Consider the following 20,423-nt stretch of genomic DNA (forward strand, 5'->3'; position numbering starts at 1 on the left):
CCGGAGAGCCGGGCGGCCACTCCTCGGAAGCCATTGAAGGCAAGCACGTATCAGCCACACCCGGCCCCCCCGGGCCGCCCAACAACTTACGGAGCACGTATGAAGACCGCGCCCCCCTCCACCCCCGTGACCTCCCAGGCCCCGCTCAGCTCCCAGGTCACCATGACCCTTGCCGCGCTCGCCGCCACGGCCGCGACCCCGCGGCCCTCGGGGGAGACGGTGGCGGAGCAGACCGCGCGGATCCGCAGGGGCATCGTGGCGCAGTTGCAGAGCTCCACGGTCGTCAGCGGCTGGGAACTGCTGTGGCTGGCCCTCAGCCCGGACAACGCCAACCTCGTCTACGTCGCCCTCAACACCGACGGCTCGAACCAGATCGCCGTCGTCGTCCGCGGCACCGTCGGCAACCCGGCCGACATGCTCGAAGACCTCGACGTCGGCACGCTGGTGACGTTCACCCCGGCCGGGAGCGTGGCGCCGCTGGCGGTCTCGGCGGGCGCGATGGCGGCGTTCACGCAGGTCGCGACGGCGCGCGGGGCGGAGGGGCTGGCGGGGGACGTGACCGGCGCGGGGCCGGTCCCGCTGACGGCCACGCTCACGGAGGAACTGGCCGCACTGCTGCAGAACCTCCCGCCCTCGCCCCAGCCCACCGTCTACGTCATCGGCCACAGCCTCGGCGGCTGCGTCGCCACCATGCTCGCCCCGTACCTCCAGGCGTGGAGCTGGCCGGCGAACCCGCCGCAGCTCGCCCTCGTCACGTACGCGGCGCCGACCGCGGGCGGGCAGGGCTTCGCCGACTACGTCGACTCGCTGCCCTGGGCGCAGTACGAGCGCCACGTCAACGCGTACGACCTGATCCCGCTGGCCTGGTCGGACCTCAGGACGGCGCGGGACTGGTACCCGTCGCCCGGCCCCGCGGCGACCGACCAGGTGAAGGAACTGCTGCTGGTGATCGACGGGTTCAGGAAGGGCAACGTCTACGTCCAGCCCAGCGCGAACAACCCGATCACGGTCAACCCGCAGTACCACACCAACGACTCCGCGCTCACCAACAAGACCACCGCGGACTTCCTGGGCCAGGTCGCGTACCAGCACGCCAACGACACGTATCTCGCCCTGCTGGACGCCCCGGCGCTGGACGCAGGACCGGTGGTCACCGGCCTGAGCCCCACCACGGGACAGGGCGGCACGCAGATCGCGATCACGGGCACCGGCTTCGACACGAACACCGCCGTCGACTTCGGCACCGTGCCCTGCACGAACTTCACCGTGGACTCCGCCACCACCATCACGGCCTACGCCCCCGACGGCGCCGGCATCGCCGACGTCCGCGCCACCAACTTCCTCGGCACCTCCCCGGCCGCCCCCGCGGCCCGCTTCGCGTACGGCCCCATCGCCCCGGTGGCGATCACCTCGATCTCCCCGGCCCGCGGCCGGGTCGACACCAAGGTCACCGTCAACGGCACCGGCTTCACACAGGACGCCAAGGTCCTCTTCCGCAACCACGCCTCGGCACACGTCGACCACGAGTCCTCCACGACCCTCACGGCCAGGGCCCCCCGCCACCTCCCCACGGACCCGGCAACGGTCGACATCATGATCGTCACCGACTTCGCCACCTCCCCGACGGGCCCGTACGACGAGTTCACCTACGGCGACTGAGCCCGGCGCCCAGCGGACCCGGTGTCGATTCCGTCCAAGACGGCCGCCGCGGCGGCGATCTAGCGTGGCTCGGCAGCACGCCCGATCATGAGGAGACACACCATGCGTGACCTGGTCTACACCGCTTTCATGTCGCTCGACGGCGTCGTGGACTCGCCCGGGGGCGGGCCGGAGGAGGAGCACCGCAGCGGGGGATGGGTGGTCGACGACCTGGAGTTCGTCCCGGAAGCCTGGTCGCTGAAGGGCGAGGAACTCGCCGGCACCACGGCGCTGATGTTCGGCCGCCGCAGCTACCAGGCGTTCGCGCCGGTCTGGCCCGGCTCGGAGGACCACGCCGACTACAAGGAACTGCCCAAGTACGTGGTGTCCACCACGCTGTCCGACGACGACCTGGTGGACGGGTGGGGGCCGACGACCATCCTGCGTTCGACCAAGGACGTCGCCGCGCTCAAGGAGGGCGAGGGCGGCGCGATCTTCATCCACGGGAGCGCGGAGCTGGCCCGGCGGATGTCGGACGCGGGTCTGATCGACCAGTACAACCTGCTCGTCTTCCCCGTGCTGCTCGGCGCCGGAAAGAGCCTGTTCGGCCGGGCCGACCGCGACAAGCAGATGCTGGCGCTGCGGGAGTCGGAGAGCTACTCGAACGGGATCATGAAGCTGGTCTACGACGTCAAGCGCTGATCCGGATGGAGGGCGATCGCGCCGCCGGTGCCCTCGCGCAACTGCCCGGCGGTGCGGCCCACGTAGGAGCGCAGCGCCCGGGCCAGGTGCGGCTCGTCGTAGTAGCCGAGCCCGGCGACGACGGAGGCGGCCGGGGCGCCGCCCGCCAGCAGCTCCGCCGCGGTACGGGCCCGGGCTATCTGCGCGGCGGCCCCCCGGGTCAGCCCCGTCGCGGCGCGGAACCGGCGTTCGACCGTGCGCCCGGAGACGGCCGGACGGTGACCCCGCAGCACCTCGGCGACGAGCGGATCACGGACCACGACCCCGGCCCGGACGAGCCGCTCGACCAGGGCCTCGGCGTCGTCGGCACGGGGCGTCTCCCACCGCGCGCCGTCCAGGCGGAACGTCCGGCCGGCGGTGTCGGGCAGCTCCACGCCGCCGTCGACCAGCGCCGGCGTGGGCACGGCCCGCAACGAGGTGCCGAGGGCGAACTCGATGCCGGTGAAGGCCGCGCCCTCCGGCACCGGCGCCGTGCCGGTCCGGGTCTCGGGCCCGGTGACGGCCGCGTACGACCGGCCGTCCTGCCGCCAGAACACCAGGCCCCAGTGCACCCCGGCGACGGACGTCATCGCCGTGACCCGCCCGCTCGTACAGGTCCACACGCTGTCGACCCACGGTGAGTCGGACGGGCGCGTGTCGAAACGTAGCTCCACGCGCGAAGAATACGCCGCCACCCGATGAGGTGCCGCGGCCGTCGTTCTGCCTGGTCACCGGCGTGGAGGCCGTGGCGGGAATCGAACCCGCGTCACTCGCTTTGCAGGTCTGTTCGGGGTTGTCAGGGGGTTGTACGGGGTCGTTCACGAGCGTCCGGAGCGGGTTCGGGGTGTGCCCCGCGAACCTCGGTGAACGGCGCCGGACGCCCGTGAATGAGACCCAAAGTGAGACCCGGGGGCGCAGCCTCCCGACCTCGTTCAGCCGAAGACTTCGGCCGGCGGACCAGGAGTGCCGTCCTGGTCGTCGTCCTCCCCGTCGTCTTCAGCGTCCTCATAGTTCGTCAGGCGGTCACCCCTGCTGTCAGCGACGCGCAGTACGTCGGCCAGCGCTCGGGTGGAGGCTTGGAGTGCATTGCGGAGCGTGGGCACTCCTGCCGCACTGTCGCTCAGCACCTTCTGGCCGTCCTTGAGAGCCGCGTCGGCATCGCACAGTTGCTCCTCTTCGGCTGCGTCGGCGAGCGGCGCGAGTACGCTCGGGCCGTCACCCACGCTGAGGAAGCAGGGCTTGCCCGTATCGGTTGCCCACGGCAGGAGCCGAAGCCCTGGAACGGGTGCGGCGGTTTTCTCCCGGTCGTAGCTCAACGCTCTCGCCCTCCGACACGGGAATCGGTGATCGTGGTCAGCATGGTCCGTCCCATCCGGTGGCCGTTCGAAGAACGGTGAGTCTGGTCGTGGGGGTGATGATCAAGGTCTCGCCGGTCGCGAACGTGATCCGCTTGCCGCCTCCGGAGAGATGGACGAGGTCGCGCACGCTCAGGACCTGACCGCCTATCCGGATCTCGTCGCCGAGGAGGACCGAAGCGGCATCGATCTCGATGGCGACCTGCTTCTTACTTCGCGCCATGCGTGGCCCTTTCGTCGGGCACGGGGCTCTCGGCGCGGGCACGGTGACACGGGCAGTCGCACTGCTCGTAGGAGATGCCGGCGGCTGCTCGTGGCTGCTTGTGGCCGGCGTGGCGGCACTCCTGGTGCTGCCCGATGTGACAACCGGGGGACCGGTAGCTCATGCCTGGTTACCGCCCTGATGCGTCGTGCCAGAACGAGGGCGGCGCAGGTGCGCGCAGCCTTGGTCGCCGCGCTGCCGTGTACGGGCCTCGTGGGCGACGAAGTACGGGCGAACGAGGGCGCTGGGATGGCGCTCCGCGTACGAGGACGTCCCGGAGAGCTTCGGTGGGGCATCGAGGTGTCGGCTCACCAGCGCAGGAGGAATCGATCGGTGGCGTCCGGTGGCAGGAAAGAGCCAGCGTGCCGTTCGCTCTAAGGCTCGGACGAGGTATCGGGTCATGACAAACAGCTCCCTACGCCGGAGATCCGGTTCCCTCTGGTGTGGCAGCGCCGTCGCTCGGTGGGGCGTCGTTGAGGACGACGGCCCACGCCACGGAGCCCTGCGCACTGACTTCCATCCCGAACCGGTCACCTCGGCCCAGCGCAGCTAAGAGCTGGTCCCACGCCGCCCAGGACATGGCTTCTGGAGGGACGGCCTCGACCCGGATGGAACCGGCCTGGCGTTTGATGTGTGGGGTGAGCCCAGCCGCGGTGATCGCAGACGCGATCGATTGGGCCACGGCCTCGGGTCGGGACATGCGGAACCTCCGCCAGCTAGGGCTCACGTTGAGTAAAGCTGGCTATCTAGATTAAAGCTGGTGAGCTAGATTTTCCACATGCCTGAGCAGCCGCCCTACCTCCGCATCGCTGACCTGCTCCGGCGCCGCATCTCGGACGGCGAGTGGCCGCCGGGCGAGCGGCTGCCGTCCCGGGCGCGTCTCGCCGCCGACTACGGAGTCGGTGACGCAGTGGTCCGCCGTGCCCAGGAACTACTCATCTCCCAGGGCCTCCTGGAAGGGCGCGCAGGCTCAGGCACGTACGTTGCCGAGCCGCGCGAGCGCCTACGCATGGTCCGCTCGCTCCAGCGCACGCGGCGGGACGGCTCGCCCTTCCGCGCGGACATGGCCGACCTCGGCAAGACCGGAACCTGGGAGGCCCAGAGCGAAGCGAAGGTGCCGGCGCCACCCGCCATCGCGAGCCGCCTTCGGATCGCGGAGGGTGACCCCTGTGTCCGGACGGACTACGAGTTCATGGCCGAGGGCAAGCCGGTCCAGCTCTCGTCGAGCTGGGAGCCACTGAGCATCACGGGCGGCACCATCATCGTGCTGCCGGAAGGCGGCCCGCATGCCGGCCGCGGCGTGGTGGAACGCATGGCCGTGATCGGCGTCGAGGTGAGCCGCGCCGTCGAGCGACCGGAGCCCGGGGAAGCGTCAGCTCGCGAAGCGCAACTACTCGGCATCCCGCGTGGGGCTCTGGTCACGCACATCGAGCGCACGTACTACGCAGAAGACGGACGTCCGGTCGAGACTGCCGACATCATCATTCCCGCCGCCCGAGCGGAGATCGTGTACGAACTGGAGATCAGCTCCGAAGGGTGAGCTGGGGCTACGGCGCTCGGTCTCCACTCTTCCGGCGACGGGCTGCGCCCGTATCGAACGGGCGAAGACTCGGCATACGACGCGCAAGGCGTGCACCGACTCCAGCGAGGCGTATTGCTGGCGGGGCCTGATGCAGCGCGCGGATGTTCTGGCGCGAATCGTGCCGATACCGCCGCGCTGATGCGGATGTTGTGCGAGCACGTGAAGGAGTTCGGGACAGCCAAGGACGAGAGGTTATTCGCCGCCGAGCGAGGCGACGTCATCACGGCCTCGTTGTACTCGCGGGCGTGGAAGCATGCCCGGGGACTGGCGCTCCGCCCGGAGCAGGTTCCTCTGTGATGACCTCCCGACCGTACGACCTGCGGCACGCGGGCGTCTCTCAGTGGCTCAGCTCCGGCGTTCCAAGGAGGCGCGTCTGCGGCTGGCGCGGGAGGTGAAGCAGCGGCGGGGACTCGAAGTTTTCGGGCTTCCGCTCCCGCTACCTCCACGGCTCGGCCGATGCCGGGGAAGCAACTACCTGGTGCCGCCCTCTCCGATCCACGATGATCTGTATCATTGGCTCAGCCCCCAACTGCGGGGCGCCCGTGCTCTCTTCCAGTCGCATGACTCGCTGAGAGCGCGACCCACTGTGACCTCCACCTGGAGGTTTAGCGATGGAGAGGCGTATGCCCAATACCGCGTACATCTACGTCCCCAGCCCGTCACGAGCGAACCTGGAAATCGGCCTCAACGAGGGCCTCTGGGGCTGGCGCACGAGCGCCCTGGACCGGGGAAACGCACGTGCCGCTGTTCAGTCTCTGCAGATGGGCGACCTTCTGGTCCTCGGCCACCGAGGCCCCAACAGCCGAGTGGCGCCGGGCGGATGGGTCGGCGCTTCCCTCCGGCGGGTAATCATCGCCAAGGTCAACGCGCCTTACTTCACCGCTGCCTCCGAGGTCTGGCCCGACGACGACTACCCGGAGCGCATCGCATTCGAGATCCTCAGCGAAGAAGAGGATGTCAGCGGCAGCGCACTGGGTGCCGATGCCATGGAAGCCTTGAGGCTGTCCGCAAACAAGCAGGGCGCCGCCGTCCTGCAACCAGGGACGTCCGCGGTCGCGACCCTCGCCGACGCCCTGCCTCCTCTGGAGCAGCGTGAGGGTGCGGAGAGCATCGATCACGAGGGCGAGGACAGTGCTGTCGCGCAGGTGCTCGTCCGTCGCGAGCAGGCCAAGCTCCGCAAGCGACTTCTCGATGGTGCCGACATCGCGTCCTGTGACCTGTGCGGACGCACCCTTCCCGTCCGTTTCATCCGCGCCGCCCACATCAAGCGTCGTAGCGCGGCGACCCGCGAAGAGCGTCTGCAGTTGGCCAACATGATGCGTGCGTGCCTCCTGGGCTGCGACGAACTTTTCGAGCACGGGTACGTGCACGTCACGCCTGATGGTCACATCGCGGCAGGCGACAAGGCCAAGACGACATCAGATCTCCTAGACGCGGCCAAGAACCTCGAGGGCCGGGCAGTTGCCGGCTTCGAGCCCGTGAAGGGTGCCTTCTTCGGCTGGCATCGGAACAACGTCGCCGTCTGAACTGACGTCATGGGGCGGCTTCCGCAGGAGCCGCCCCATGCGTGCCGCCCGGCGAGCCCCACCCGTTACTCGGGCACTCCCTATACCTGTCAGACGACCAGGTGGCGCGAACTAGTCGAGGGACGATTCGACATCAGACGTTAAGCGACAAGTTCAGTGCGGTTTCCAGCCGTCCTCGTACGCTCTGGAGTCGAGCCGCGTCGACCTGCAGCGCCTCTGCAAGGCTGCTCAGGTCGTTCAGGGTGCCTTTCACCCGTCGCCAGGTGGGTTCTTGCCGCAGGAACTGTTCCACAGCGGCAAGCGCCTGGTCCCAATCGGCCGTCGCACACGCTACGACGATCAGATTGCCCCGTGCGTGAGCTGCGTCAGGACCGGTCCCGGTTCCTTGGCTCGTGAGTAGGGCTATCGCCTGACGCCAGCACTCGTGCTCCTCTTCCCGCCCCATGAGCCGGCACAACAAGGCCAACTCGTGCAGAATCCAAGCGTTGTCGGGGTCGAGGTCGTGGGCGAGGTTGAGGTCTGCGAGGGCTCGCTCGTAATCGCCCATCTCCCGGTGGGCTATGCCGCGCTGGGTGAGGACTTGGGCGTCGTCGGGGTCGAGGTCGTAGGCGAGGTTGAAGTCAGCGAGGGCTCGCTCGTGATCGCCCATGTCCCGGTGGATCATGCCGCGCTGGGTGAGGATCCAGGCGTCGTCGGGATCGAGGTCGTGGGCGAGGTTGAGGTCTGCGAGGGCTCGCTCGCGGTTGCTCATCTCCCGGTGGATCCTGGCGCGCTGGGTGAGGACACGGGCGTTGTCGGGGTCGAGGTCGTGGGCGAGGTTGAGGTCTGCGAGGGCTCGCTCGTGATCGCCCATCTCCTCGTGGGTTATGCCGCGCTGGGTGAGGACTTGGGCGTCGTTGGGGTCGAGGTCGTGGGCGAGGTTGAAGTCAGCGAACGCCTGGACGTGGTTGCTCATCTCCCGGTGGGCTATGCCGCGCAGCGTGAGGACTTGGGCGTTGTTGGGGTCGAGGTTGTGGGCGAGGTTGAAGTCAGCGAACGCCTGGACGTGGTTGCTCATCTCCTCGTGGGTTATGCCGCGCAGCGTGAGGACTTGGGCGTTGTTGGGGTCGAGGTCGTAGGCGAGGTTGAAGTCAGCGAGGGCTCGCTCGTGATCGCCCATGTCCCGGTGGATCATGCCGCGCTGGGTGAGGATCCAGGCGTCGTCGGGGTCGAGGTCGTGGGCGAGGTTGAGGTCTGCGAGGGCTCGCTCGTGGTTGCTCATCTCCCGGTGGATCCTGGCGCGCTGGGTGAGGATACGGGCGTTGTCGGGGTCGAGGTCGTGGGCGAGGTTGAGGTCTGCGAGGGCTCGCTCGTGGTTGCTCATCTCCCGGTGGATCCTGGCGCGCTGGGTGAGGACACGGGCGTTGTCGGGGTCGAGGCCGTGGGCGAGGTTGAGGTCTGCGAGGGCTCGCTCGTAATCGCCCATGCCCCGGTGGGTTATGCCGCGCTGGGTGAGGACTTGGGCGCTGTTGGGGTCGAGGTCGTGGGCGAGGTTGAAGTCAGCGAACGCTCGCTCGTGATCACCCATGACCTGATGAACCGTGCCGCGCAGCGTAAGGACTTGGGCGTTGTCGGGGTCGAGGTCGTGGGCGAGGTTGAAGTCAGCGAAGGCTCGCTCGTGATCGCCCATGAGGCTGTGGGTCACGCCGCGTCCGGTGAGGGCTAGTTCAGCCTCGGGGTCAAGGGCAAGGGCGTGTGTAAAGGCGTCGAGGGCATTTTGGCGGTTGCCCGCGTTGTGGTGCTCGTAGCCGAGGAGAGCGTGGGCGAGCGCCTGGCTGGTGGTGTCAAGACCGGGGACAGTGATGAGGTGTTCGAGGGCTGGCAGACTGCTGTCGGCACCGGTATCCGCCGCCTCGGCCAGGCGTCGGCCCCAGTGGCTAAGGGCAGGATCGTTGGTGTCCTGGCTTGCCTGGTGGAGAGTCTGAGCCCAGCGGCGGAGCGTGGGCAGACCGTGGTCACAGGCGTGGATGGTCTCCACGAGAGCGGCGGTCAGGGCGTGTCGGGGGTTGGCGCACAGGCGGTGGTAGGTCTCGGCCAAGCGGTGAGCACGCCACTCTCCGTCGTGCCAATGGTCGAGGTCGCCGTCGAGGGCTGCTTCTTCGATGACGTCTCGGCGTTGCTGATGGTGGTCAGCGAGGCGGGTGTGCCGTTCGCGCCATTGGCCCTGGGTGTGGGTGCGCTGGTGGCGGAGCATGAGGGCACGGACGGTGTCGTGGTAGCGGACCTGCCCGTGGTGCTGGCGGATGAAGGGCAGCGTCCGCAGCCAGGCGTAGGAGTCGGCGGTCTCACCGGGGACAGCCGCGTGATAGATGTCCTCATCCAGTTGGAGGGGCAGGGCGCAGGCCAGGGCTGCTGCCCGGCGTGCGGGGTCACCGATCCACCGGAGGAAGCGATCGACGGCCGTTTCGGACGGGTCGATGATCTCGCCCGGGGCGGTTGGGTGTGGCTGGGCGAGCATGTCCACCAGGACCGGGAGGCGGCCGGACAGGCGCAGGATGACCTCGACGACGGACTCGTCACGTACACCGCGTCGGGCAAGAAGGTCGCGGGCCTCGGTCTCGGTGAAGACCTCCAGGGGTACCTCCGTCAGGACCTCGGTCCAGTCGCCCCAACACTGCGGGTTCAACCGTCCCTGTCCAGCGAGCACGACGATGACGTTGGCTGCCAACTCGCCGTAGCCGTCCTTGCAGGTGATCTCCCGCAGCCACGCGTCCAGAACGGGGCCGGTGCGTTCGTAGACATCGAAGAACAGCACCACCAACTCCCGCGCGTCGGCCACCTTCGCCAGATCCTTCAGGAAGAGAGGCGTGAGCACCTTCAGCGGCGACATCACCAGCTGCACGTTCTCGACCCCGCCCAGCCGGGCCGACAATGCCATCCGTACCCGGTCGAGCCCCATGGCCATTCGCTCCGGGTCCAGCACACCGGCCAGTCCCCCGATTCCCGGCACCGCACCCAGACCCATCAACGCCCCGCGAGCGGCGACCGCGCTGCCCGCCGACACCACAGGCGCCCCCTCGGCCGTTTCGGGCTCCGCCACGACCGCGCGCGCGGCCTCGTGCCGGTGCTTGCGGTACTCCTCCAACTTCTTCTCGAACTCCCGAAGCTCCGCGCCCTGCTGTCGCAGCGATCCGGCAATGGACTCCATGGCCTCGACCGCGTCATGGACATCGTCTTCGACGACCGCGGTCACCGCCTGATCGCGCTCCTCCGCCTGCTGCCGCCACTGCTGCACTAGCGCTGTCTTCCCCACCCCGCTCTGACCGTGCACGTGCCACAGGTGACGGAAGAGGGACGCCCCCTCGAACGGATCACGCGCCAGGTTCTCCCGGAACGCCGCGAGCTGCTCACCCCGCCCGATGAAGCTCCCGCGCCGCTGCCGCCGCAACAACTCCTGCCGCGTAGGCCGCCGCTGTGCCATCCGGTGCCCCTTCCCATGACCGACCGCACGCACCACCAGCATCGTAGCCACGGACTAACCCTCCGTGCAGAAACGGACGCGCCGCTACGGTTGACGGCCCCGCGAACGACTCTCAGTCACGCCCCGCCGGGATATGAACCTGCACTATGGGCGTCGGACACGAACTCGACGAAGGCCGGCTCGGGACACGCTGCTCGCCTGTATTCCCGCGTTCGCTGCCGAGCACGGTGCAGAAGCTGTGACCAAAGAGCACAGCGAACTGGCCAAGTAGGGCCGACTGTAGCCGAACATCCCACACGTCGCCTCCGTGGGTGCTTCAATGCCGCAACATGGGGATGATGGCGGATGGTTGGTACGAGGACGGTTCCTTCTGGCAGTTCGCCGTCACGACGGCGGTTGCGATGGCAGTCGGTGCACTTGGCGCATGGGCCGGGTTCAGGGCAAGCAATCCGAAGCGCAAGATCGTCTGGTGGGTGCAGTCCGACACATCCCTCATCAGCTTGCCGCAGCTTTCTTCGGGCGACCCGGGATTGTCGGTGAACATCGGGACTCTGCGGCTGTATGAGCCGCGTATAGTCGAACTCGCGATTGCGAATCGAGGTCGACGCGACGTCACTGCGGCTATGTTCCACGGTGGTGAGTCGATCAGGTTCAAGTTCAATGCTGTTGTGTACGGGGTCCTCGACATCAAAACCGCTCCTGGCGGGACAGTTCGACCGGCGGTTGCACACAACGAGATCGACAACTCCGATTCGCACCCCATCGGTGAGGAGTGGCTCGATTTCCCTCCATGTCTTTTGCGTCGTGGGCAGGTCGTTTCAGTGATGGTCCTGGTAGACGGCATCCAGTGCGAGGTGGAGTGCGAGCGTGCTCCTCTGGTCGACGTGGAAATGGCAAACGAGATCCCGGTGGGCCGCTCACGCCTTGTAGGCGAGGCCCTTGAGGGTGTCTTCTCCGTGACCCCTCTGGGTGGGCTACTTTTTGGGCTTGGCCGACAGTTCTCGAGACGACCCTGACCAGTGGCAGAAGTCGACTGGGCGATCGGATCGGCGTTTTGATCCCGGAAGAAGTAAGCGGGAGATCATCCTGCGATGCCGGGTAGGTGTGCGTTCACCTCGCGAACGCATCGGGACAGGCGAGAAAGCTCAACGACTGACACTCCGTCTGTGCGTAGTATCTCGACTCCGTCAACATCGGTTACGAACAAGTCCGGCTCTCGCCAGGCGATGACGACCCGGGGAATGCCAGCAGCCAGAATCAGTTCGGTACACGTCCGAGGTCGCGAGCTTCGTTTGGCGCAAGGTTCCAAGGTGCTGTAGATCGTCGCCGCGCCAAGGCGCACGTCATCCGGCGCGAGTTTGGCGAGAGCCGACTCCTCGGCGTGAACGTGCGGATCCGTCTCGCGGGAGTAGCCGTTCGCGATCTCGTTGCCGGCGGCATTCACAATGATCGCGCCGACCGAGAACGCCGTCTCGCTCGGCGGGCAAAGGCGGGAGAGATCGATGGCTCGGCGCATCCAGGCTTTGTCTGTGCCGGATGGCTCCGCGGTCACGTGTGGCTCTCCTGCTTAGGGAGGTAGCGCATGAGCACGACATCGCCGATCTGTCGGGCCTCGGCGAGCGCCATGCGTCGAGTCGACGCCCAGGGGTAGTCGGCAGGGTGAAGGAAGCGTGGAGCGTCGGACTGGCCGACGATGAGCGGGGCCACGGCCAAGTGGATCTCGTCAACTAGGTCTTGAGAGAGGAAAGCGGTGTGGATGTGGCCGCCGCCCTCCACCATGAGGCGTTGGATGCCGCGCTCGCCGAGGTCGTCCAGGAGGGCGCCGAAGTCCAGGTCCTCCCCAGTGGAGACGACATCGGCGAGACCCTTCAACCGAGCGCGTAGCTTGTCCTCGGCCGCGTCCGTTGTGTACGCGACCTTCTCCCCACCGTGGTGCCAGAACTTCAGCTCGCGCTCCAGATCGCCGGTCTTCGTCACGGTGACCTTGAGCGGGTAGGCGGGCTTGCCGGCTGCTTCGCGGGCTGCGCGTCGATCCTCGCTGTTCACCAGCAGCCGCGGGTTGTCGGCCCGCATCGTTCCGGCACCGATCAGGATGGCGTCGGAGTCGGCGCGGACCTGATCGACGCGGTCGAAGTCGTCGGCGTTGCTCAGCAGCAGCCGTGATGGACTCGTGTCGTCAATGTAGCCGTCTATCGAGGTCGCGACGCTGAGTGTGACGTACGGGCGGGGCACGCTATCTCCTCGGTGGCTGGCTGACGGGAGCAGACGATACGAGTTCAGGCTTGCTTGAGTACGGCGTCCCTCATGGCGTCCTTGAACTCGTTCACGGTGAGGACGCTATGCCACTTGCCGAGGTCTTCGTCCAGGCGGGCCAGCTCTCGCGTGATGCGCCCGGAACCGGTCTCAACGCCGATACGGAGGGCTTGCATGCCTGCGCGCCCGGCTTCCTCGGCTTCCCCTGCTCCTGCGAGGGCGACAGCCTGACGGGCCAGGTAGACACCGCGGTCGCGGTGGAACTCGGCCGGAAGGTTGGTGATGGCGCGGCCGAAGCTCTCGGCGGCTGCCTGGTGGTCGCCGAGGACGTTGAGGCTCTGTGCGCGGTGCACCTCGATGTAAGCGGCGTCAAGCCAGACCCCCCACGGAGACGCTGGGTCGGGATCCATGGCTTCGCGTAGCTCGTGAGCGTGGTCGTAGGCGCGCTTGCAGGCGTCCGCGTCGCCCTGGAGCGCGTGCCCATGTGCGCCGAACGTCGCGGCTACGGCGGCGAGTCGGCTACCCGGCTCCGCGCGATCCTCGGCGGCCTCGGCGACGTCCAGGGTCTCGATGGGATCACGCATGTCGCCGGCGAGTTGGCTGCGCCGCGCGAGGATGTAGGTGGTGAGTTCAGCGTCCCCGGTCAGGTGGGACAGCTCCAGCGCTTCGCGCGTCCAGTGTTGGGATGCGCGGAAGTTGCCCGCGTCCTGGTGGAACCAGCCGGCCAGCTCTGCGTACTGCGTGTGTAGCTGTAGGAGCTGCCGGCGGTCCTCACCTCGAAGCTCTCGCCGTAACGACCTCATGGCTGCCATCTGGCGCTCAACGACCGGGATGCTCTGGTACGGCCCGAACATGTTGTCGTTGTCGATCAGTACACGACGAGTGGCCTGTAGGTGCTCGATCGGATTCATCGCGGGCAACGTCCCAGGTGTCGGCGAGTTGGCGACAGCCGGAGCATCCGAGAGGGCGGCGATGGCCGCCGCCGTCCCGAGAGTGCCGAGCAGCGCACGACGCGATATCGACACGAAGATGATCCTTCCGTCATCGGTACGGGCGGGGATGGAGATCCCCTCCGACGACGTTGCCTCACCTTCCGAACTGTCCTCCAGAAGGACAGAGCTTTGGGACACATCAGGGCCCTGATTGGACACATGGACACCTGGCTGGGCACGTGTCTCAGGGCTTGTCGAGGCTGCGGCCTGGATGCGCCGGTACTTGCGGACCAGCGCCCCCTCGGCGCGTAACTCGTGGTCGTAGGCCGTCACCAGGTCAGCCGACGCGGCCTGGTCCCCGCGCTCGACTCGGGCCATGTAGCTGGGGCTGTAGTTGATTCGCCCGCTCAGCTTGCCCAGTGATCGGCCCCGGTGGGTACGCCACTCCCGCATCTCCGCACCCAGCTCGTGGTGAGGCCCCGCCTCTGGCGTGAGCGCTCTGGGCTTCTGTCCCACGCGACCTCCACCCCTGTGTCCTTTGCGGCGGCTCCATCGAGGCCACATGGACAGTCTTTTGACGGACCGCCGGTGGCCGTACAACAGATGCACAAGCCGAACACAGCCTATCGACGCAGAGTCGGTGCCGCAGCGAAGAGGACGGAAGGAGAGGAGGTGAGGATGCTACGAGTCAGCGCGGTCCGGAAGCCTCTCTTCGAGGATCTGCAGGCGCTCGGCCAACGCGGCAAGCTGAGCCTGGAGTTCTGCGAACTCAGCCGCGGTGACGGGCGCGGCCGATGCCCCGCGTGGGGAGTCGAGGTCACGGACGAAGCTCCCGCGACTGGTGGTGAAGATCCAGCCTTCGTTCCGCAGGCGAGTGAGCGATTTCTGGACCGTCGCCGACACGAAGCCGTACTGCTCGATGAGCTGCCGCACAGAAGGCAGCTTCTGGCCGGGCTCCAGTGCACCGTTCTTGATCTCTTCGCGCAGGGTATCGGCTAGCTGCTCAAAGGCGGGCCGGGGGTCGTCGTCAGCTCTGCTCACATCTCCGAGGGTACCCACGCCTGACACGTATTAGCACGCTCGCAGCTTCAGCGGGCTTGCGAGATAGTACGTACTGCTACATAGTGCTACGTACGCCCGAAGGGTCCCGTGAAACGGGCCCGAAGGAAGCGACTGTTCCTTGAGAACTCCACAGAGCGCCAAGCCGAGTGATTTTGGTCCGCGATGCCGCCTGAGCTGCGGCGTCGCGGGTCATGACCACTCGTCTGAGACGAGCGGTTCGCAGCCAGGGGATTCCTGGCTGCCCGACTCGGAAGGAGAACGATCATGTTGCTCGCCATTGGTGACGTCGTCCGTGACCGCCGGGACGATGCCGTGGGCACGGTCGCCGGCATTGCCTCGGGGGCGGTGCTGTTACGGCTCAACGACGCCGTTCGGCCGGTGCCCTCGGCGAACGTCGAGATGGTGGCGCGTGCGGTCAAGCCGCGGACGCCGTCCACGGACGTCGCCAACCTCTGCTTCATCGCGCTCGGGCTGATCACCGGCGTCGTCGTCGGTACCGCCGTCGCTCAGCTCGGCGGGGGAGCGGTCCTTGTCTTCTCGGTCACCTTCACCTTCACCGTGGCCGTGGCTTCCGGCCTGAAGGGCGCCTTTCTGCGTCCTCGGCGCGTTCGCGTCTGACTTGCATACGTCCAGCAGCGGACGGCGGCACTCCCGACCAAACAGCGCTCGCCGTCGCTGTCTTCCCTATCCCAACCAGGAAGTAGGAGTTCGGAGAATGACCATGAAGTCCTTCGTCGCCGGTCACGAGGTCGTCACCGAGGACGATGCCTTGGAATTGGTATTCGGCACGCCGCCGGAACTGTGGCTCGGCGTGGACGGTGAGAGTGCCGAGGAGCGCGCGGCTCGCCAGGACGCGGCACGCGACATCCTTACCGAAGAGCCTGAGCTGTACAGCCGGGTCACCGCTCTCCTGGCCAACGCGCTCACATCGCTGGTCTCGTCTTCCCCGACCGTCGTCTTCGTCGGTCCGCTGCTGAGTGGTGAGGCGGCTTGAACCCGCCTACGGGACTGAGCGCGAGGCAGATCCGTTCCGCCGAACGGACGCTCTCGGCCGGCACGTGGAGCATCATCCTCGGTGCGATCCTCTTCTCCGTTCTGACCGTCACTCCGCTCGTCCGCAGCGTGACCCCGGACGGGTGGGAGCTGACGGCGCCGGTACTGCCGTTGGTGGTCGACGCGGCTGTCGTGATCGTCGTACGTCTCGACTCGACCATCGCTCGTCTCGGTGGCTCGGCTGGGCCATGGCCGACAGTGCTTCGCTGGTTGACCGGCGTCATGACACTCGCCCTCAACGTCGGCTACTCGGCGCTCCATGGCGATCTGGTCGGCGTCGCTGTTCACGCCGTCGCTCCCACTCTTCTGATCGTGACCGCCGAGGCGGGACTGGCCTACCGGCGCGCGATCACTGCCGCGCTTGAACGCATCGAGCGTGAGCACCGTGAACAGGTCGAGCGTGAGCAGGCCCGCCGCGATGAACGGGCGCGTCTGGCTCGTGAGGAGCGTGAACAGGAGCGCGAATCTGCCGAGCGACGCGAGCGGGAAGCACGCGAGCACGCCGCTCAACTGGAACAGCAGCGTGCCGAGCGGAAAGCAGCCGAGCGCCGTGAGGAGCGTGAGCACGAAGAGCGTATGCGCCGCTTGGACGCGGAGCGCGAGGAGCGCGAGCGGCGTGAACAGCGAGAGTTCGAGCTGGCCCGCGAGGCGCGCGAACGGGCCGACCGCGACCGCCATGAACAGCAGCAGCGGTCCGTTCATGAACGCGCAGAGCACGCCGCTCCTGACCGCCAGCCGCAGCCCGGCACAGCGGGCAACCAGCCGTCGCCGAATGCCATCGCTGTGACCGCAAAGCTGAGCGAGGCGGAGGCACTGGAGGTCATCCGTACCGCCGATCCGAATCACACCGTGCGACAGCTCGCCGAGCTAACCGGCTGGTCAATCGGCTGGGTCAGCGTGCGCATGCGCGAACTTCAAGGCGTGGCCCGAGAGCCGGCCACGGCATCTCAGTAGTCCGCGGGGTCCGGTCTCAACCGACCAAAGCAGCGGCCGGACCCCGCTCGTTCCTCCCAGGGGAAGGACAGTTGGAAGTGAATCACGAGGACAACGAGCGAGAGCTGTTCAAGCGGCTCGAAGCCGAAGTGTTCGCCGACGCACCCGCCGAAGCGGGTGGCGATGTAGTCGACTTCGACAAGGCCCGGCCGACCCGATCCGACACCAGCGGATCGGCGGACGGATCGGGTGTCGAGGCGGATGACGATGACGCCGACCGGCCGCGGCCGGTCGACGGCCCGCAGCCGAAGGACCCGGGGCTGATGGGTCAGGCGCGTGAGGCTGGGCGGCGGGAGTTGGTGCCGTCCTGGCTGAAGACCCGTGCCGAACTGGGTACGGCGGTGCGGTGGCTGGCCGCGTACGTGGGGCACATCGTGGCCTTTCACGCGCTGCGTTCGCCGGTCTACGCCGGCCGCCTGCTGCGGCACACCCCGCGTGGTATCGGACGCAGTCTGCGCGGCTGGCGCCGGTGGGCCTCCGACGCTGAGGGCGCGGGGCTGCGGTCCGCGGAGGCGTTTCGGGAGCACACCGGCGAGTATCTGAAGCTGTGCCGGCAGCGGGATCGGCGGGTGCGCTGGCGCGGCGCGGTGACCGTGGTCATACTGCCGATCCTCACCACGGTCGCGCTGCTCTTGGGCTTCGCCGCCCCGTGGTGGGTCCAGGCGCTCGCCACCGCCGCGGCGGTCGGGGTATTCGGTGCGGTTGGGGCGCCGGCTGATTCGCCGATCTCGCAGCATGCGGTGGTCAAGACCGAGGCGCCGAAGCTCACCGCCTCCATGGTGGTTACCGCGCTGGGGGCGCTGGGCAATGCGGAGCTGAACGCGGCCATCAAGAAGGGCGCAGGGCTGCGCTTCACCTCGGAGATTCACCGCGACGGACCTGGCTGGCGGGCAGACATCGAGCTGCCACCGGGGGTGACGCCGGATGACGTCATCGACAAGCGCAAGGAGCTGGCCTCCGGGCTGCGCCGGAAGCTCGGGTGTGTGTGGCCGATGCCCAACCCGGACGACCACGAGGGCACGCTGATTCTGTGGGTGGGGGACCGGCCGATGCACGAGGCGAAGGCGCCGGCCTGGCCGCTGGCGAAGTCGGGCACGGTGGATCTGTTCAAGCCGGTGCCGTTCGCGAACAACCAGCAGATGCGCTGGGTGAACGTCACTTTGATGTTTGTCGCGTGCGTCATCGGCTCGATTCCGCGCATGGGCAAGACGTTCCTGATGCGTCTTCTGCTGCTGATCGCCGCGCTGGATCCGCGCGCTGAGCTGCACGCCTACGACTTCAAGGGCACCGGCGACTTCCGCCCGCTCAGGCCGGTATGCCACCGCTACCGCTCCGGCGAGGAAGACGAGGACATCAAGTACTGCCTCGATGACCTGCGGGAGCTGAAGGCCGAGCTGCGGCGGCGTGCGAAGGTCATCAACTCGCTGCCGCTGTCGCGCTGCCCGGAGTCCAAGGTCACGTCCGAGCTGGCCTCGGACAAGCGGCTTCGGCTGCACCCGGTGATGGTGGCGATGGATGAGTGCCAGAAGGCGTTCGAGCACGAGAAGTACGGCAAGGAGATCCAGGAGATCGTCACGGACTTCGTCAAGCGCGGTCCGGCGCTGGGCTTCATCACCGTGCTGGCCACACAGCGTGTGGACAAGAACTCCATCCCCACGCCCATCAGCGCGAACGCGGTGCTGCGGTTCTGCCTGAAGGTCACCGGCCAGATGGAGAACGACATGATCCTTGGCACGTCGATGTACAAGGCCGGGTATCGCGCCACGATCTTCTCGTTCAAGCGGGACAAGGGCATGGCCTGGATGGCCGGCGAGGAAGACGAACCGACCATCATCCGCGGCACCGAGGTCGACGCCACCCTGGCGGACACGATCGCGTCCCGCGCCCGGAAGCTGCGCGAGGACTACGGCAACGTCACCGGCATCGCCGCCGATGAGGACCTGACCACCGACGCTGCGGCCGTCTACGACCTGCTTGCCGACATCCGCACCGTCACCACCGCGGAGGAAGAGCGGATCTGGAACGAGCGGATCGCCGCCCGCCTGGCCGAGCTGCGCCCGGAGGTCTACGGCGGGTGGAAGACCGAGAACGTCACCACCGCGCTCAAGCCGTACGGGGTGAAGACGACTGGCGTCGCGGGCACGACGGACGCCGGGGAGCGCACCACCCGCCGCGGCATCGTCCGCACCCACATCCTCAAAGCGATTGCAGAGCGTGACGACAAGCGGGACGCGGCCTGACGGTCCCACGGTGCTACCGGTAGCACCACAGCCTGCTACCGGTAGCACCCCCGCTAGCACCCCAAAGTTGATCTCACCAGCGGCGTAGCGCATAGCGGCCCATCCGCGTCAACCCCACACAACCCCGCTGAACCAGCCCCGGGAGACCCCCATGCTCACTACTACCACCATCCCGCTCGCGGTCACTCTCTGTTACGTCGGGCTGTGCGTCGTCAGTCCGTACGGCAACTGCCGCAAGTGCTATGGCTTCGGCTTCAAGACCAAGACCACCCGCCGCGGCCGGGTCAAGCGCGGCCGTGACTGCCGCCGCTGCCGTGGCTACGGCCGCCGCATCCGCATAGGCCGCTGGATCTACAACCGCGCCGCCCGCATCTACCGCGACGCCCACAGCCCCACCCCCACCCCCGCCCCCGGCACCCGCCCGGGGCCTCGGAACACGGGAAGGACACCCCGCCGATGAACCTGACCATCTCCGTCGTGCTGCTCGCCGGCATCGCACTGGCCGTAGTGCTGCGCCTGAAGTCCGCCACCCTCACCGGCGCCGTCATCGCCCTCCTGTTCGGCTTCTACCTCGCCGACACCGACGCCGCCCCCACCGTCAACGAACTCGTCACTGCCATCGCCGACGCCGTCCGCGGCATCGGCAACTGACCGGAACGGAGAACGGTTTGAACGCCATCTCTCCCCGTCCGCAGCACATCTCTCTCATGGCCGTCGGCGAGCTGCGCGACGCCTTCACCGCTCTCGACCACGGTGACCGAGGCACCGCCGTCGCCAGCCTCATGGCTATCGATGCCGAGTCATGGCAGGCCATTGAGCGGCGGCTGACTCTCCTCGGCGGAAGCGTCGCCGACCTTCTCAGCGCCCTCGAAATCGAACCGTGAGCCCCATCCGAGCAAGCCAGGGAGGAGAAGTGACACCCGATCCCAACGCCGCGGCGTGCCCGCCGCCCGAGGTCGCCTACGCGAACGCGCCGCGCATCATCCCAGAGATTTCGTGGGTGGCCGGCGCGGCAGCCGACAAGGAATTCGGTGTCCCGATGGGACGCGAATTCTGGCTCCGCAAGGCTGCCCTGCTCGACCGCATCGCTCTCGCCGAGGTCCAGGCGTACGCGCCCGAAGTCGCTGCCGCAGCAGTCGAGACGGCGGAAGACGCGGCGGGACGGCTCGCCGACTTCGACCACACCCACTACACGACGCGCGGCCCCTTCAAGCCGCTGTTGCACCCGCCCGGCCGGTCCTACCGGCCCTACGTCCGCCAGGAGTACCTGGCGTGGCTCACGTCTCACACCGACTCCTAGCTGCGCCCGGAGGCGGCGGCACTCCCGACCAAGGTCGCCCGCCGCCT

General features: G+C 67.8%; 21 protein-coding genes. 13 read left to right on the plus strand and 8 right to left on the minus strand.

What is annotated here, in order from left to right:
• Nucleotides 1–99 precede the first annotated feature (99 nt).
• Together ACFYVJ_RS33510 and ACFYVJ_RS33515 are read left to right on the plus strand one after the other, a co-directional pair.
• The gene (locus ACFYVJ_RS33510; protein ID WP_388899868.1) at nucleotides 100–1,659 is read left to right on the plus strand and encodes an IPT/TIG domain-containing protein; all 1,560 of its coding nucleotides are present in this window, start codon (nucleotides 100–102) and stop codon (nucleotides 1,657–1,659) included.
• A 102-nt stretch (nucleotides 1,660–1,761) separates the two neighbouring features.
• Nucleotides 1,762–2,340: a dihydrofolate reductase family protein gene (locus ACFYVJ_RS33515; protein WP_388899871.1), complete on the plus strand. Its 579-nt coding sequence runs from the start codon at nucleotides 1,762–1,764 to the stop codon at nucleotides 2,338–2,340.
• Here the strand turns inward: ACFYVJ_RS33515 and ACFYVJ_RS33520 are convergent.
• The 3 genes from ACFYVJ_RS33520 to ACFYVJ_RS33530 form a co-directional block, all read right to left on the minus strand.
• A complete protein-coding gene (locus ACFYVJ_RS33520; RefSeq protein ID WP_388899874.1) occupies nucleotides 2,322–3,032 on the minus strand; it encodes a helix-turn-helix domain-containing protein in 711 nt (236 codons plus the stop codon). The two genes, ACFYVJ_RS33515 and ACFYVJ_RS33520, sit on opposite strands and share 19 nt — an antisense overlap.
• A 258-nt stretch (nucleotides 3,033–3,290) precedes the next feature.
• Entirely contained in the window at nucleotides 3,291–3,674 is a 384-nt protein-coding gene (locus ACFYVJ_RS33525) for a hypothetical protein (RefSeq protein ID WP_388899877.1), read from the minus strand.
• A gap of 37 nt (nucleotides 3,675–3,711) precedes the next feature.
• Entirely contained in the window at nucleotides 3,712–3,936 is a 225-nt protein-coding gene (locus tag ACFYVJ_RS33530; protein ID WP_388899880.1) for a hypothetical protein, read from the minus strand.
• Nucleotides 3,937–4,753: 817 nt separating this feature from the next.
• Here ACFYVJ_RS33530 and ACFYVJ_RS33535 point away from each other — a divergent pair.
• Nucleotides 4,754–5,515 carry a GntR family transcriptional regulator gene (locus ACFYVJ_RS33535; protein ID WP_388899882.1) on the plus strand — a complete coding sequence of 254 codons (762 nt, stop codon included), beginning with the start codon at nucleotides 4,754–4,756 and terminating at the stop codon, nucleotides 5,513–5,515.
• Nucleotides 5,516–6,180: 665 nt separating this feature from the next.
• On the plus strand, nucleotides 6,181–7,083 hold the full coding sequence (locus ACFYVJ_RS33540; RefSeq protein ID WP_388899885.1) for a hypothetical protein: 903 nt from the start codon (nucleotides 6,181–6,183) through the stop codon (nucleotides 7,081–7,083).
• A gap of 133 nt (nucleotides 7,084–7,216) precedes the next feature.
• Here ACFYVJ_RS33540 and ACFYVJ_RS33545 read toward each other — a convergent pair whose 3' ends face one another.
• Complete coding sequence (locus ACFYVJ_RS33545) at nucleotides 7,217–10,585, minus strand: tetratricopeptide repeat protein (protein ID WP_388899950.1); 3,369 nt, start codon at nucleotides 10,583–10,585, stop codon at nucleotides 7,217–7,219.
• Between the two features lie 287 nt (nucleotides 10,586–10,872).
• Here ACFYVJ_RS33545 and ACFYVJ_RS33550 point away from each other — a divergent pair, with 287 nt between their 5' ends.
• A complete protein-coding gene (locus tag ACFYVJ_RS33550) occupies nucleotides 10,873–11,559 on the plus strand; it encodes a hypothetical protein (protein WP_388899888.1) in 687 nt (228 codons plus the stop codon).
• A 65-nt stretch (nucleotides 11,560–11,624) separates the two neighbouring features.
• On the opposite strand, the gene ACFYVJ_RS33555 is transcribed toward ACFYVJ_RS33550, so the two are convergent.
• From ACFYVJ_RS33555 to ACFYVJ_RS33570, 4 genes are all read right to left on the minus strand, one after another.
• Nucleotides 11,625–12,095: a deaminase gene (locus ACFYVJ_RS33555; RefSeq protein WP_388899891.1), complete on the minus strand. Its 471-nt coding sequence runs from the start codon at nucleotides 12,093–12,095 to the stop codon at nucleotides 11,625–11,627.
• A complete protein-coding gene (locus ACFYVJ_RS33560) occupies nucleotides 12,092–12,775 on the minus strand; it encodes a RibD family protein (protein ID WP_388899894.1) in 684 nt (227 codons plus the stop codon). The genes ACFYVJ_RS33555 and ACFYVJ_RS33560 overlap by 4 nt, the downstream gene beginning before the upstream one ends.
• Nucleotides 12,776–12,819: 44 nt before the next feature.
• The gene (locus ACFYVJ_RS33565) at nucleotides 12,820–14,244 is read right to left on the minus strand and encodes a helix-turn-helix domain-containing protein (RefSeq protein WP_388899897.1); all 1,425 of its coding nucleotides are present in this window, start codon (nucleotides 14,242–14,244) and stop codon (nucleotides 12,820–12,822) included.
• A 165-nt stretch (nucleotides 14,245–14,409) separates the two neighbouring features.
• Entirely contained in the window at nucleotides 14,410–14,769 is a 360-nt protein-coding gene (locus ACFYVJ_RS33570; protein WP_388899900.1) for a GntR family transcriptional regulator, read from the minus strand.
• A gap of 285 nt (nucleotides 14,770–15,054) precedes the next feature.
• Between ACFYVJ_RS33570 and ACFYVJ_RS33575 the strand changes: the two genes are divergently transcribed.
• From ACFYVJ_RS33575 to ACFYVJ_RS33610, 8 genes are all read left to right on the plus strand, one after another.
• Nucleotides 15,055–15,408, plus strand: coding sequence for a hypothetical protein (locus ACFYVJ_RS33575; protein ID WP_388899903.1), 354 nt, complete (start codon nucleotides 15,055–15,057; stop codon nucleotides 15,406–15,408).
• Nucleotides 15,409–15,505: 97 nt separating this feature from the next.
• A complete protein-coding gene (locus ACFYVJ_RS33580) occupies nucleotides 15,506–15,784 on the plus strand; it encodes a hypothetical protein (RefSeq protein ID WP_388899906.1) in 279 nt (92 codons plus the stop codon).
• A complete protein-coding gene (locus ACFYVJ_RS33585) occupies nucleotides 15,781–16,797 on the plus strand; it encodes a DUF2637 domain-containing protein (protein WP_388899908.1) in 1,017 nt (338 codons plus the stop codon). The genes ACFYVJ_RS33580 and ACFYVJ_RS33585 overlap by 4 nt, the downstream gene beginning before the upstream one ends.
• Nucleotides 16,798–16,874: 77 nt before the next feature.
• Nucleotides 16,875–19,076 carry a cell division protein FtsK gene (locus ACFYVJ_RS33590; protein ID WP_388899911.1) on the plus strand — a complete coding sequence of 734 codons (2,202 nt, stop codon included), beginning with the start codon at nucleotides 16,875–16,877 and terminating at the stop codon, nucleotides 19,074–19,076.
• A gap of 151 nt (nucleotides 19,077–19,227) precedes the next feature.
• Nucleotides 19,228–19,536, plus strand: coding sequence for a hypothetical protein (locus tag ACFYVJ_RS33595; RefSeq protein ID WP_388899913.1), 309 nt, complete (start codon nucleotides 19,228–19,230; stop codon nucleotides 19,534–19,536).
• Nucleotides 19,533–19,727, plus strand: coding sequence for a hypothetical protein (locus tag ACFYVJ_RS33600; RefSeq protein WP_388899916.1), 195 nt, complete (start codon nucleotides 19,533–19,535; stop codon nucleotides 19,725–19,727). The genes ACFYVJ_RS33595 and ACFYVJ_RS33600 overlap by 4 nt, the downstream gene beginning before the upstream one ends.
• Nucleotides 19,728–19,744: 17 nt before the next feature.
• Nucleotides 19,745–19,960, plus strand: a complete 216-nt coding sequence (locus tag ACFYVJ_RS33605; protein WP_225793267.1) for a hypothetical protein — start codon at nucleotides 19,745–19,747, stop codon at nucleotides 19,958–19,960.
• 29 nt (nucleotides 19,961–19,989) lie between these two features.
• Nucleotides 19,990–20,376: a hypothetical protein gene (locus ACFYVJ_RS33610; protein ID WP_388899919.1), complete on the plus strand. Its 387-nt coding sequence runs from the start codon at nucleotides 19,990–19,992 to the stop codon at nucleotides 20,374–20,376.
• Nucleotides 20,377–20,423 lie beyond the last annotated feature (47 nt).

This window comes from Streptomyces sp. NPDC004134 (assembly GCF_042874195.1).
Lineage (GTDB): Bacteria > Actinomycetota > Actinomycetes > Streptomycetales > Streptomycetaceae > Streptomyces.

Excerpts from the sequence above, each read along its gene's own strand:
- ACFYVJ_RS33540 (WP_388899885.1), top strand. The coding sequence starts at position 6,181 with ATGCCCAATACCGCGTACATCTACGTCCCCAGCCCGTCACGAGCGAAC.
- ACFYVJ_RS33530 (WP_388899880.1), bottom strand. The coding sequence starts at position 3,936 with ATGGCGCGAAGTAAGAAGCAGGTCGCCATCGAGATCGATGCCGCTTCG.
- ACFYVJ_RS33515 (WP_388899871.1), top strand. The coding sequence starts at position 1,762 with ATGCGTGACCTGGTCTACACCGCTTTCATGTCGCTCGACGGCGTCGTG.
- ACFYVJ_RS33550 (WP_388899888.1), top strand. The coding sequence starts at position 10,873 with ATGGGGATGATGGCGGATGGTTGGTACGAGGACGGTTCCTTCTGGCAG.
- ACFYVJ_RS33545 (WP_388899950.1), bottom strand. The coding sequence starts at position 10,585 with ATGCTGGTGGTGCGTGCGGTCGGTCATGGGAAGGGGCACCGGATGGCA.
- ACFYVJ_RS33535 (WP_388899882.1), top strand. The coding sequence starts at position 4,754 with ATGCCTGAGCAGCCGCCCTACCTCCGCATCGCTGACCTGCTCCGGCGC.
- ACFYVJ_RS33600 (WP_388899916.1), top strand. The coding sequence starts at position 19,533 with ATGAACCTGACCATCTCCGTCGTGCTGCTCGCCGGCATCGCACTGGCC.
- ACFYVJ_RS33595 (WP_388899913.1), top strand. The coding sequence starts at position 19,228 with ATGCTCACTACTACCACCATCCCGCTCGCGGTCACTCTCTGTTACGTC.
- ACFYVJ_RS33510 (WP_388899868.1), top strand. The coding sequence starts at position 100 with ATGAAGACCGCGCCCCCCTCCACCCCCGTGACCTCCCAGGCCCCGCTC.
- ACFYVJ_RS33575 (WP_388899903.1), top strand. The coding sequence starts at position 15,055 with ATGTTGCTCGCCATTGGTGACGTCGTCCGTGACCGCCGGGACGATGCC.
- ACFYVJ_RS33580 (WP_388899906.1), top strand. The coding sequence starts at position 15,506 with ATGACCATGAAGTCCTTCGTCGCCGGTCACGAGGTCGTCACCGAGGAC.